The sequence below is a fragment of the Melioribacter sp. Ez-97 genome (assembly GCF_051488665.1).
GTDB lineage: Bacteria > Bacteroidota > Ignavibacteria > Ignavibacteriales > Melioribacteraceae > Melioribacter.
The window spans coordinates 1-12,888 of the sequence record NZ_JBPSEG010000002.1; the positions used below are offsets into that span (position 1 = coordinate 1).

The window sequence follows — 12,888 nt, forward strand, 5'->3', positions numbered from 1 at the left end:
AAGCTAACTTATGAAGTTGTAATTTTAATCTGCTTACTTTTGATAGAATTGTAAAGATAAAAAATAATGCCAGACAAAAAGCTGCAAATGCAGTAGCTATAAAAAATAAATTTAATCTTAGTGAATAATCTTGAATGGCAGTTTTAATGCTATTTATATCATTTTGTTGTACTAATATATTTATCTCTTTTGTGAATGAGTTTACATTTAAGAAAATAAATAGGATAAGAATTCCGATAATTATTGCAGCTATAAAAAACTGCATTTTTAAGCTAATTTTCATAGCATCTCCATATTAAAAGATTCCCGATTAATTATCGGATGTAATAACTATTTTTTAAGTAGCGTTATAAATTAATTAATTCAAAGGCTCCTCAACCTATTTGCTGAATGGAATATTGTATGAGAAATTGTCAAGAACAAAAGGGAAATTGTGCTTTTGGTATTATGACCACTTTAGTAAGCGTACAAAGGAAAGGTCAACTGAGTTAGATGCCATACAAAAATATTCTGTATGCAAGGGAAATGAAAATGTTGTTCGAGCATGTAAACAGAGGTTTAGATGATTTTTCCAAATTAAAGGAAAACTGAGGAATCAATAAAACCGTGAGAATTAATGTGATTAGAATTGCGGGAAGAAAATTATAAAAGAGTGGGATTAAGATATTATATTCTTCAGGAAAGATTAATGAAAACCATTATTTGAAATTTCTTCACAAAACGATTGCTACCAAACGATATCCTAAGATGCCGGGGCATTGTTATTGGATAACGAATTGTAAAAAAGTAACAAAGGAAAGTTACATTGCCAAACAAATGAAATAAAGCGCATTTTATTATACTGCAATCGAACAATTAAGACGTCAAATAGACGAGCGGACAAAATTTAAATGAAAAACTATCCAAAATACTATCCAAACTGATAATAATAAAAAAAGCGGCTTTAATAAAAACCGCTTCTAAATTATTGTATTACAATAAGTTAATGTTGTGGAGCTGAGGGGATTCGAACCCCTGACCTTCTGAATGCCATTCAGACGCTCTCCCAACTGAGCTACAGCCCCGTATTTCAATACGCAAAGATATAAATCTTTTCTTTTTCCACAAAGAGTTTATTTCGATTTGTTAAATTCTTTTTATAAAAATATCTTTATAAACAAAAAACAGAAGATTATGAAGAGCAAATTAATATCGTCATTCCTGTTGATCGTTTCCGCGTCGATAGTTTTTTATTCCTGCGACGATACAATAAATCAAAGCGAACTCGATTCGCGCCCCATTCCCCAGTCGAATATCAGCTATTCAGAACATATACAACCGGTATTCGACGCCAAATGCAGTTATTCGGGATGCCATAACGACGCCGATCTGGCAGGCGGCTTGAGCCTTACGTCGCACGCAAATACAACGGCAAATTTTTTGGTGGTAGCGCCCGGATATCCTGACAACAGCCGGCTCGTTCTTGCCGTGGAAGGCAGAACAGTTAATCCGATGCCGCCTCTGGGATATTGGCCTTTGACAGACGACCAGATACGCGCAATAAGAACCTGGGTTAAAGAAGGTGCCAAAAATAACTGACCAGGTTTCCGATTCCGGTATTTATCTGCTCGAAATTGTTGTCCCGGACGACTTTTATACGGAAATAAAGAAATACGAAGGTCGTAAATTTCCGAAAGGATTTTATTATTATGCGGGCAGCGCGCAGAAGAATATGCGCAAACGACTCGAACGACATCTGAAAAAGAACAAGAACATTTATTGGCATATCGATTATTTAACGAGCCGCTTCAATATCGGAAAAATATTTTATTTCAATAATTGCGGCAAAGAATTCGAATGCGATCTGGTCGCAGATCTGATCGAAAAATTCGGTTTGATTCCGGCCGCGCCCGGTTTTGGAAATTCAGACTGTAACCGATGCGATTCGCACTTGCTCTATTCGGAAGCGCCGCTCGATTATAGCCATTTCATTTCGCGGTACCAATCGATAGCGCGTTTCATTCCCTCTTCCAACGATACTTTTTGACGGAAGCCCAGTTCTTTTACTGCTTTCGACACGTCGCACGTCCAGGCGGGCTGAACAAAATCCCTTGCTTTTTCCAGATTGAACGTAGCAGCTTTATTGCTGAAGAGCGCAAAAAATTCCGCTACCGCCGCAACCGCATAAACGAGAAAATGAGGAATTCTAATTTTCAATGCTCCTCTTCCGAATGCTTTCTTAATTGCCCGGCTTATTTCGTTCCAGTCGTATATTTTTTCGGATGCGATGAAATAAATTTGTCCTCTGGATTTATCGCTTACTGCCGCCAGATAAATGCCTTCGACTGCGTCTGCCACGTGAATCAGATTTAATTTTTTGTTGTCGAATCCAACGAGCGTCATTAATCCCATTTTGTAGGTTTTAAAGACCTGATAAATTTCCGTATCCCTTTCGCCGTAAACCGCAGGCAGTCTTACAATAGTGATCGGAAGTTTGTCCATATAACTTTTGGCGACTCTCTCCTGTTCGAGCTTGCTTCTTCCGTAAGTTGTAATCGGATGCTCGGGAGTTTCTTCATTTACGGGTTTACCGTCGAGAGACGGTCCGCATGCGGTTTGACTGCTTGAGATTACAACTCTCTTAATCGAAGGATTTACTTCAACCAGAACGTCGAGCAAATTTCGTGTGGTTTCAACATTCCCTTTGAAATATCCTTCTTCTGTTTTTGACTTTACGACGCCTGCTATATGGAACAAATAGTCGGCGTCTTTTAAAACTTCCTTCAATCCTTCTTTATCGAATAATCCCGTCGTATAAATTTCAACAGGTTTGTTTTCGAGCCATTTTCTCGAACTCGTTTCCCTTAAAATACATTTAACTTTGTGACCTTTAGCCAATAAATAATCTACGAGGTGGCTCCCCACGAAACCGGAAGCGCCGGTAACCACAGATGTAATTTTCGATTCCATAGTGTTAAATAATTCTTTATATTGTTTAAGTTAATTGAAAAGTTATTACTAAATATAAGCAAGATTAAAATACAAATAAAATTCGGAGGTATTTTGGTAGATCTATTCAAAAAATGTTACGATTTCACCCGGGCGGACGAAGTTAAAGCAATGGGTGTTTATCCCTACTTCAGACCAATCGAAGAAAACGAAGGACCTGTCGTTCAAATCGAAGGCAGAAAAATTGTGATGGCGGGTTCAAATAACTATTTAGGATTAACCGCTCATCCGAAAGTAAAAGAAGCGGCTATTAAAGCAGTTGAAAAGTATGGTACGGGATGTTCCGGTTCAAGATATCTTACCGGAACGCTCGATTTACATGTGGAACTGGAAGAGAGATTGGCAAAGTTTTTTGGAACGGAAGCGGTATTGTTGTACAGCACCGGCTACCAAACGGCTCAGGGGGTGATTGCAACTCTGGTACAGCGCGGCGAATACGTGGTCTCCGATAAAGACAACCACGCATGTATAGTCGCAGGTCAAATTATGGCTCGGGGCGCTACTGCAGAACTGGTGCGCTATAAACACAACGACATGAACGACCTCGAAAGAGTGTTGAAAAAGATACCCGTGGAAGCGGGCAAGTTAATCGTTAGCGACGGCGTTTTCAGCACGGGCGGCGAAATTGTAGACCTGCCTACTCTCGTAGATCTTGCAAAAAAATACAATGCCCGTTTGCTAATCGACGACGCTCATGCAGTCGGTGTAATAGGCAAAGGCGGAAGAGGAACCGCGAGCGAATTCAATCTCGAAGAGGAAGTCGACCTTACAATGGGAACTTTCAGCAAAACATTTGCATCGCTCGGCGGTTTTGTAGCCGGAAAAGAACGGGTTATCAATTACCTTAAGCATCATTCGCCGGCATTAATTTTCAGCGCGTCTCCCACTCCGGCTTCCGTTGCAGCCGCTCTTGCTGCGCTGGATATTCTCGAAGCCGAACCCTGGCGAGTACAGAAATTGATCGACAATGCAAACAAAGTGCGAACCGAATTAATTGAGGCTGGATTCAACGTGCTGGAAGGCAGAACGGCAATAGTGCCCGTTATTGTCGGAGACGACGCGCTGGCATTCCAAATGTGGCGCCGTTTGTTCGACGAAGGCGTTTTCGTCAATGTGTTTATTTCACCGGGCGTGCCTCAGGGCAGACAAATGATGCGAACAAGCTATATGTCGACTCACGAAGAAGAGCATCTCGATTATATTATAAATACATTTAAGAAAGTAGGAAAAGAACTGGGAATAATCTAAAAATTTATCGCGGAGTATCTTCAATGCCGGACATAACAATCAGAACGGTAAAATCCAAAAAGGATTTAATGACATTTCTCAAATTTCCGTGGGAAATTTATAAAGGAGATCCCTACTGGGTTCCGCCTCTTATATACGACAAGAAAAAAATTCTGGACAAGAAAAAAAATCCGTTCTTTGAACACGCCGATATGGAACTTTTCCTGGCAGAAAAAAACGGCAAGACTGTAGGTAGAATTGCGGCAATCAGCAATCAGTTACACAATCAATATCACAATGACAAAGTCGGATTCTGGGGATTTTTCGAATCGATTAACGATCAGGCGGTTGCCAATAAATTATTCGACGCCGCAAAAGAATGGCTCAAAGCAAGAGGATTCGATACGATGAGAGGTCCCGCCAATCCTTCTTCGAACGATGAATGGGGAATGCTGATTGACGGATTCGAAGATACTCCGCGTATTTTAATGACTTACAATCCGCGCTATTATCTGGAGCTCTGCGACAACTACGGTTTCAAAAAAGCAAAAGATCTGTACGCATATAAATTAGAACACGACAAAGTCGTTTCTTCCGATAAATTGAGAAGAGTAGCCGAAATAGCCCGCAAACGCTCTAACATTAAGATAACCCAGTTGAATATGAAGAACTTCAAAACGGAATTGGACAAGGTTAAGTACGTTTACAATAAAGCCTGGGCTCCCAACTGGGGATTTATTCCGATGACGGAAAAAGAAATCGACGCTATGGCAAAAGATTTGAAACCTTTGGTTGAACCGTCATTGGTGCTGTTCGGCGAGATCGACAACAAACTCGTGGGCTTTGCGCTTGTTATGCTCGATTACAATCAGATAATCAAAGATATGAACGGCAAACTGCTCCCGTTCAATTTCATCAAGCTTTTTACTCAGCGGAAAAAAATCAACTGGTGCAGAATTATAACTCTGGGTATAATACCCGAATACCAAAAAAGAGGTCTCGATTCGGTATTCTATTGGGAAATCGTTAACCGCGCTGCGGAACTGGGGATTTATCTCGGAGAAGCCAGCTGGATTCTCGAAGACAATGAAATGATGAACCGCGGCGCTCACGTTATGAACGGCGAGCTTTATAAAAAATACCGTATTTACGATATCCCTATTTAGCTCGGTTTAATCGACTTTCATAGCCTCGTCGTATTTGGAAATGTGAGGCGGGTCGATTTTCTTGAGCGCTTCGAATAAGGGTGTGTTATCAGGATAATTTTTAAGCAGTTCGGCAATCTCGCCAGCTTTGGCGTCGAAAAACACTTTCAAAAGCGGACTTCTCGGATCCAATTGATCTTTAACTCTATCCAGATTTTTTATCAGTTTTACTATGTTTTTGTAGGCAGTTTCCGGTTCAGAATTCAACAAGTCCAGACCGTTATAATGATAATCGTAATAATCCATTCTGAACTGTTGGTATTTGGCGTTCATTAAGTTTTCTACCAGTCCCCTGCGGCTGTAAAGAGTGCTTTTCGATTCCCAGCCTTCCATATAAGCGGTATTAATCCCCCGGATAGCAATATCCAGCGCTTTCGAAAAGTAAGGAGTGCCGGCAAGTTTATCGTACGAATCGCTGTCAAATCCGATTATTACATAAGCATAATAATCGAGGAAGCTGACGAGCGGGTTAAAATCCGACTGATTGAAATAGAGCGCCTGATTTTTTTCGTACGTAAAACTCCATGCATTGTCGAAGATATTCAACATCAACGTATTTCGTTCCGAATTTTCTATCGGTCGTTGGCTTGTAATCACTACCTGAGCTTTATAGGTGGTTTCGTCGTCTGCGGCTTTAAGGAAGAAAATATTGAATCCGCATTTAATTTTATAATCGCCCCAATTTTCTGTGGTAAATTTGGTATTGTTTAAGTAACTTTCCACCTGACTTTGAAAATTTATTAACCTTTCCTTTGCAGCAACGGGCAGCTGTTCATAATTCACCGCAACTGTAGCATCCAATTCCTGTGCTTTTATTGTTGTTATTAATAAGGCGACAATTACGAATATTAGTTTTTTCATTTTTCTTCCTGCAAATTTTATAGCAAGATAAATAATTAAATAATTTTATACAATCACGGATGAACGATGAAGAAAGTCAATTTGATTCTTCTACTCCTGATTGCAGTAAATTGTTTCGCGCAATCCGGCGCAGGCGCCCGCAGAACCGCATTAAATTCATCGGACATAATCAGCTGCCGCGATCCGTTTGCAATTTTTTATAATCCCGCTTCGGCGGCTTTAAGCGATTCAAGACAAATCGGCTTTTTCTACTCGCCTTCCCCTTTCGAAATGAAAGAACTGGCTACTCTTTATGCGGCTTTTGTTCAACCGGCTTCGTTTGCTGCGTTTTCTGCCGGTTTTATGAAATACGGTTTCGAGCTCTACAATGTGAAAATGATACAAACCGGAATTGCTTTCGGCTTTTATGAATATTTTTCCGCGGGTATAAATTTTTCTATGCAGAATATCTCCATTGCCAATTACGGTTCGCGAAATTTCTTTTTTGCGGACATCGGACTGATCGCCCGATTAAACGAAAAAATTAATACCGGCGTATTCGTAAAAAACATAACAAGGACATCAATTGGCGATTTCGAAAATCAATTCCCAACAGTTTTTTGCGCCGGTATTTTCTATAAAATTATCGACGAGGTTAATCTTTACGCAAGCTTATACAAAGAAATCGGATACAAACCGGCTCTGCAATACGGCGTCGAATACAATATGGCGGAATTTCTGAATCTGAGGGCGGGTATTTCGGATTTTCCGGAAACATACAGCGGCGGAATCGGAATTATTTACAATTCTTTCGAACTTGGTTACAGCGTCAATTCGCATTTCGAACTCGGCTTTTCGCATCAATTCGATATCATTATAAGAGCGGATTAAAATGAAGCGCATTACTATAATATTGATATCGCTTTTGCTTATGTCCGAAGCGAACGCTCAAGCGGACACAACTTATGAAGAAATAATGTCGCAATTACTCGAAGATAACTTGGGCGAAGTAGAGGAATCGGATATTATAGACGAAATCGAAGAACTGCTCGACAATCCGATCGATATCAACAATGCATCTCATGAAGACCTTCTAAGAATACCTTTGCTCGACAATCGCAGAGCCGACGCTATTATTCGATACAGAGAATCTCACGGAAGTTTCGATAACAAAAACGAACTCTTTCTTGTGCCGGAATTGAACGATAAGATTGCAAGGTGGATTTCACATTTCATTGCTATCGCGCCTGCAGCGCAATCCGAGAATATTTTTTCTTATTCAAAAATCACTCTCCGCTCGAGAATTCAAAGAGACCTTCAGCTCCGCAGGGCTTACGCCGAAAACAAATTTGCCGGCAACAGACTGAAATCTTACAACCGCATACTTTATTACGGCGATTATATCAGCGCCGGAATATTAACCGAAAAAGACCCCGGCGAAAAGAGCTATACCGATTTTATTTCCGGATTTATGCAGATTAATACAAAAACTTTTTTGAATAAAATTATCATCGGCAATTATATAGTCGAATCGGGATGCGGTTTGATTTTGTGGTCTCCTTATAATTATCGCAAAGGGAGCGAAGTAATAATTCCCATTTCAAATTTCAGGAACAGAATCAGACCTTACAAAAGTTCGGGAGAATACGGTTATTTATCCGGTCTAACGGCGAGTCTTTCTTCCGGTATTATCGAATTTACTCCTTTCGTATCTTTTAGAAAGCTTGACGCTTCCCTCGATTCAAACGGCAACATCAAATCATTCAGGAACGACGGCTACCATCGATCGACGAATGAACTTGACGCCAATTCGAATGCAAAAGAATTTACATACGGCGCGCTTATTAAATTTAATCCTTTGCAAGATTTATCTGTCGGCTTAACTGCGGTTTCATATAATTACGACAAAGATATAGCGCTGCTCGATTCGCGACATGCAAAAAATCTCTCCGTAAATTTTGCTTACGGAAATTCGCTCCTAAATGTAAGCGGCGAAACCGCCTTTTTCAAAAATTATTTATCTTCAATTACTTCCGCCGTTTTAACTCCGGTCGAAAATATAAAATTAGGATTTTCATACCGGAACTATTCTCCCGATTTTTATTCCATAACGGGCAATTCATTCGGCGAGAAAACTAAATCAACAAACGAAAAAGGTTTTTACAGTTCCATTGAACTGAACACTAACTACGGTTTATTCTCGGTTTATTATGACATCTACTACTTCCCGAACGTTAATAATAATTTTCCGTCGAAAGGACAAGATTTTCTGGCAGCTTATAAATTCAGACTTAATAAGACGAGCAGCATAAAATTATTATATAAAAACGAATCAAACGAAAAGCTTTCGAACGACGAAACATATCCTTATTTGGATTTGCAAAATCGTAAACGCTGCAGAATAGAGCTAATCAATTATTTTAAGGACAAAGTCAGGCTTAAAACCCGCTTTGAATATGTAAGATTTTCCAGTTCTTCAAAAAAAGAAAGAGGATTTTTAATATATCAGGATGCGCTCTACAAACCGTTTGATAATTTAGCCGCATACGCCAGGATAGTGTTTTTCGATACCGATTCTTACGATACCAGACTTTACGTTTATGAAAACGATCTGGAGGGTTTATTGACCAACGGATTGATTTACGGGGAAGGAATAAAATGGTACTTCTTAATTAAGTATGCAATCAGACAATTTTCGATATCGTTAAAATATTCGGAATTGTATAAGCCGTTTGAGGAAAAACTGGGAAGCGGATATTCCGAAATTGGCGGCAGCATTGACAACAGAATATCATTTCAAATTGACTATGCAATGAAATAAAAAGCGTCCCGGCTGTTTGGCGCCGGAACGCTCCGGATTCAGATTTCGAATTTAATTCCCTGGGCGAGCGGAAGTTTAGCGCCGTAGTTAATTGTATTGGTTTGTCTGCGCATATAAAATTTCCAGGCGTCCGAGCCCGATTCGCGACCGCCGCCGGTGTGTTTTTCTCCTCCGAAAGCTCCTCCGATTTCCGCTCCAGAAGTGCCGATATTCACATTTGCAATTCCGCAGTCGCTTCCCCAGGGTGAAAGAAATTCTTCGGCTTCTCTCAAATTATTCGTAAATATTGACGAAGATAGTCCCTGCACCACGTCGTTCTGTATATTAATCGCATTTTGAACTTCGCCGGAATACTTAATGAGATACAGAATTGGAGCAAATGTTTCCTCCTGTACAATCTTATAATGATTTTCGGCTTCGACTATTGCCGGAACAACATAGCATCCCGATTCGTACCCGCTGCCCGAAAGGACGTCGCCTCCGTATAAAATCTTTCCGCCTTCTTCTACGACCTGTTTAAGAGCGCTTTTGAAATCTTCAACGGCGGCTTTATCGATAAGAGGTCCGACATGATTTTTCTCGTCCAGGGGATTCCCTATTTTCAAACTTTTATATGCGGTTATCAAAGATTCTTTTACTTTTTCGTAAACGTCCTCGTGCACAATAAGTCTTCGAGTGGTCGTGCATCTCTGTCCTGCGGTTCCAACCGCACCGAAAACAACAGCGGGAATTGCAAGGTTAAGGTCGGCGTTTGGAGTTATAATGATTGCATTGTTGCCGCCCAGTTCGAGTATGGAACGCCCGAATCGTCCGGCAATTATGCCCGCGGCTCTTTTACCGACGGCAATCGACCCCGTAAGCGAAATCAACGGAATCCGTTCGTCGCTCAATAATTTGTTGCCGATAACGGAGCCTTTGCCGATAATCAGATTGAAAATACCTTCGGGCAGGTTGTTCGATTTAATAACGTTCGCCAAAATATTTTGCACCGCAATTGCGGATAACGGCGTTTTGGATGAAGGTTTCCAGAGATTGACATCGCCGCATACGGTTGCAATCATTGCATTCCACGCCCATACTGCAACGGGGAAATTAAACGCCGTAATTATACCCACGATTCCGAGCGGATGATATTGTTCATACATACGGTGTTTTTCTCTTTCCGAGGCAATCGTTAAACCGTAAAGCTGTCTCGACAATCCAACCGCAAAATCGCAAATATCGATCATCTCCTGAACTTCGCCCAGCCCTTCCTGCAGAGATTTTCCCATCTCGTAAGAAACCAATTTACCGAGCGGCTCCTTATATTTTCTCAGTTCAATGCCGATTTGTCTTACGATTTCGCCTCGTTTTGGAGCCGGTACCGTTCGCCAATATTTGAAAGCCTGCGCTGCTTTTTCAATAACCCGGTCGTATTCTTCTTCTTCAGCCTGCGCAACTTTCGAAATCAATTTGCCGTCAACCGGCGAAACCACATCGAGCTCTTCGCCTTTAGTCTTCATCCAATCGATGCCCGTGGAAGCTCCGTTATTTTTTTCGCCAATCAATAATTGATTTAAGAATTCCATAATTTTTCTCCTCCCTTTTTTTATGGGATTTTTTTGACGGTGTTTATGATGATATCAAATTCGTTATTGGAATTTCCTATCCCTGTCGTAAAATCGAATAATATCATTTCTCCTTCGTCAACGAATAAATACTTTTCGTTGATATTGCTTCCCAATTCAATATTAATTTCCGTTGCTTCTTGTCCGTTAATGAAGGAACGATTTACATTGCCTTTAAATCTTGTTTTAAGATAATCCAGATACAATTCCCGGTTCAGGTCGGCGCCGCTTCCTCCGGAAAACAGAATGCGCGAAACGCTCAAAATAGAATTAGTCGAATCGTTATAAAATATTCGGTGCGGAACTATTCTGAATCTGGTATTCTTGAAGCTTTTCGAAATGCTCTTTACTTCGGCGGGCGTTTCTTCTCGCCATCCGGGAGGTATGTTGTAAAGATACCCTGCGACCGAATCGGTCACTGTCGCAAATTTCATATCGTCATCTAATAATTCGTTCTTATCGTCGCCACTGCAATTAATCAGGAACAATACGCCGACTAAAATTCCCCCTCTTAATAAATTCAGATAACTGAAGTAGTTTTTATAAAGATTCATTATTATTCCGATAAATCAAAAAGGGATTACGCGCACCCCTTAATTACATTATCTAATTTAATAAAATTGTGCCGCGCCGCGAAACAAAAAATCTTTTTTGAATACTTGATGAAGAGTTGCTCATTCGATATATTGAGGCGTTAATATTCGACATAAGATGAAGAACTTCAGAAAATTAACTGGCAGAAACACACTCCGAAACTACATGGTTTCCCGCTTCGAGCACGTCTTTTAAATTCATTCTCCCTCCTCGCTTAAACAAATTTAAAACAGGGAGAAAGAAAAATGATTACAAAAGAAAACGCATTGGAATTTTTACGCCGTTACATGTTAATCGACGGTTTTGACATTTTGCTCGATCTTAGCGAAAGCAAAGGAATCCGCATCGTAGACGAAAGGAACGGCAACGAATTTTTAGATTTTTATTCTTTTTTTGCTTCTTCTCCGGTCGGCATGAATCACCCCAAATTGTTCGACAAAGAATTTCTGAAAGAATTACAAAGAGCGGCATTAACCAAGCCGTCGAATTCGGATATTTACACTCTCGAAATGGCAAAATTCGTAGAAGCTTTCTCAAAATACGCATTGCCGCCGGATTTCAAACACCTCTTTTTTATTGACGGAGGAGCTCTTGCCGTTGAAAACGCTCTTAAAGCAGCTTTCGACTGGAAAGTCAAAAAGAATTTCCAAAAAGGTTATAAAGAAGAAAAAGGGAGCCAGGTAATTCATTTCAGAAACGCTTTCCACGGAAGAACGGGTTATACGCTTTCATTGACGAATACCGATCCGAACAAAACAGCTTATTTCCCAAAATTCAATTGGCCGAGGATTCCGAATCCTAAAATCATTTCTCCTATTGAAGAAAATCTGGATAAAATAATCAAAGCGGAAGCGGAAGCAGTCGACCAAATTTATACGGCCATAAAGAATAACCCCGACGATATCGCTGCTCTTATTATCGAACCCGTTCAGGGCGAAGGAGGCGACAATTTCTTCAGAAAAGAATTTTTTGAAAAATTGCGCGAAATTACATTCGAAAATGATATTATGCTTATTTTCGACGAAGTCCAAACCGGTATCGGATTAACCGGCAAAATGTGGGCGTTCGAACATTACGTTCAACCCGACATGATTTCATTCGGTAAGAAAACGCAGGTTTGCGGATTTATGTCGACCGGCAGAATCGACGAAGTTGAAGACAATGTGTTCAGAAAATCGAGTCGTATCAATTCTACGTGGGGAGGCAATTTAGTAGATATGGCGCGTTCGCGAAAATATCTCGAAATAATAGCTCAGGAAAATCTGGTTGAGAACGCAAAAGAAACGGGCAAATATCTTCTCGATAATTTAAAAATGTTGGAAACCAAATTTCCAAATCTTGTGTCGCAAGCCCGCGGTTTGGGACTGATGTGTTCGTTCGATCTGCCCGATCCGGAAATCCGGAAAAAATTCCTGGCAAAACTGTTCGAAAAAAGAATGTTGATGCTCGGATGCGGAGCAAACTCCGTTCGTTTCAGACCGCCGTTGATTGTAACCAAAAACGATATTGACGCAGGAATAAAAATTATCCAAGAGACGCTTGCATCGCTTTAAACAGACTGACTAAAAAGTAATACATCTTGAAGCCGATCGTCCGTGACCCGGTC

The 12,888-nt window shown here is 40.5% G+C and carries 12 protein-coding genes and 1 tRNA gene; 7 read left to right on the forward strand and 6 right to left on the reverse strand.

Going from position 1 to position 12,888, the window contains the following annotated elements; genetic code table 11:
* Both ACSSWA_RS02285 and ACSSWA_RS02290 read right to left on the reverse strand, forming a co-directional pair.
* Positions 1–283: hypothetical protein (locus tag ACSSWA_RS02285; RefSeq protein WP_437354977.1), on the reverse strand; the 283-nt coding region annotated here is incomplete at its 3' end.
* A 708-nt stretch (positions 284–991) separates the two neighbouring features.
* Positions 992–1,064: transfer RNA gene (locus tag ACSSWA_RS02290), tRNA-Ala, on the reverse strand.
* A gap of 109 nt (positions 1,065–1,173) precedes the next feature.
* Between ACSSWA_RS02290 and ACSSWA_RS02295 the strand changes: the two genes are divergently transcribed.
* Together ACSSWA_RS02295 and ACSSWA_RS02300 are read left to right on the forward strand one after the other, a co-directional pair.
* A complete protein-coding gene (locus tag ACSSWA_RS02295) occupies positions 1,174–1,578 on the forward strand; it encodes a c-type cytochrome (protein WP_437354978.1) in 405 nt (134 codons plus the stop codon).
* The gene (locus ACSSWA_RS02300; RefSeq protein WP_437354979.1) at positions 1,562–2,026 is read left to right on the forward strand and encodes a GIY-YIG nuclease family protein; all 465 of its coding nucleotides are present in this window, start codon (positions 1,562–1,564) and stop codon (positions 2,024–2,026) included. Before ACSSWA_RS02295 ends, ACSSWA_RS02300 begins: the two co-directional genes overlap by 17 nt.
* Here ACSSWA_RS02300 and ACSSWA_RS02305 read toward each other — a convergent pair.
* On the reverse strand, positions 1,957–2,949 hold the full coding sequence (locus tag ACSSWA_RS02305) for an NAD-dependent epimerase/dehydratase family protein (protein ID WP_437354980.1): 993 nt from the start codon (positions 2,947–2,949) through the stop codon (positions 1,957–1,959). The genes ACSSWA_RS02300 and ACSSWA_RS02305 overlap by 70 nt on opposite strands.
* Positions 2,950–3,099: 150 nt before the next feature.
* Here ACSSWA_RS02305 and ACSSWA_RS02310 point away from each other — a divergent pair, with 150 nt between their 5' ends.
* Both ACSSWA_RS02310 and ACSSWA_RS02315 read left to right on the forward strand, forming a co-directional pair.
* The gene (locus ACSSWA_RS02310; protein ID WP_437355398.1) at positions 3,100–4,236 is read left to right on the forward strand and encodes an aminotransferase class I/II-fold pyridoxal phosphate-dependent enzyme; all 1,137 of its coding nucleotides are present in this window, start codon (positions 3,100–3,102) and stop codon (positions 4,234–4,236) included.
* Positions 4,237–4,259: 23 nt separating this feature from the next.
* Positions 4,260–5,381 (forward strand): hypothetical protein, encoded by a 1,122-nt coding sequence (locus tag ACSSWA_RS02315; protein ID WP_437354981.1) that lies wholly within the window; start codon positions 4,260–4,262, stop codon positions 5,379–5,381.
* A gap of 6 nt (positions 5,382–5,387) precedes the next feature.
* On the opposite strand, the gene ACSSWA_RS02320 is transcribed toward ACSSWA_RS02315, so the two are convergent.
* On the reverse strand, positions 5,388–6,281 hold the full coding sequence (locus ACSSWA_RS02320) for a DUF4835 family protein (RefSeq protein ID WP_437354982.1): 894 nt from the start codon (positions 6,279–6,281) through the stop codon (positions 5,388–5,390).
* A 66-nt stretch (positions 6,282–6,347) separates the two neighbouring features.
* Here ACSSWA_RS02320 and ACSSWA_RS02325 point away from each other — a divergent pair, with 66 nt between their 5' ends.
* Complete coding sequence (locus tag ACSSWA_RS02325; protein WP_437354983.1) at positions 6,348–7,151, forward strand: hypothetical protein; 804 nt, start codon at positions 6,348–6,350, stop codon at positions 7,149–7,151.
* A gap of 1 nt (position 7,152) precedes the next feature.
* On the forward strand, positions 7,153–9,081 hold the full coding sequence (locus ACSSWA_RS02330; protein WP_437354984.1) for a ComEA family DNA-binding protein: 1,929 nt from the start codon (positions 7,153–7,155) through the stop codon (positions 9,079–9,081).
* 38 nt (positions 9,082–9,119) lie between these two features.
* Here the strand turns inward: ACSSWA_RS02330 and amaB are convergent, their stop codons facing one another.
* Together amaB and ACSSWA_RS02340 are read right to left on the reverse strand one after the other, a co-directional pair.
* Positions 9,120–10,649: an L-piperidine-6-carboxylate dehydrogenase gene (amaB, locus tag ACSSWA_RS02335; RefSeq protein ID WP_437354985.1), complete on the reverse strand. Its 1,530-nt coding sequence runs from the start codon at positions 10,647–10,649 to the stop codon at positions 9,120–9,122.
* Positions 10,650–10,669: 20 nt separating this feature from the next.
* Positions 10,670–11,242 (reverse strand): hypothetical protein, encoded by a 573-nt coding sequence (locus ACSSWA_RS02340; protein WP_437354986.1) that lies wholly within the window; start codon positions 11,240–11,242, stop codon positions 10,670–10,672.
* Between the two features lie 285 nt (positions 11,243–11,527).
* Here ACSSWA_RS02340 and lat point away from each other — a divergent pair, with 285 nt between their 5' ends.
* The gene (lat, locus tag ACSSWA_RS02345) at positions 11,528–12,835 is read left to right on the forward strand and encodes an L-lysine 6-transaminase (protein ID WP_437354987.1); all 1,308 of its coding nucleotides are present in this window, start codon (positions 11,528–11,530) and stop codon (positions 12,833–12,835) included.
* Positions 12,836–12,888: the final 53 nt, after the last annotated feature.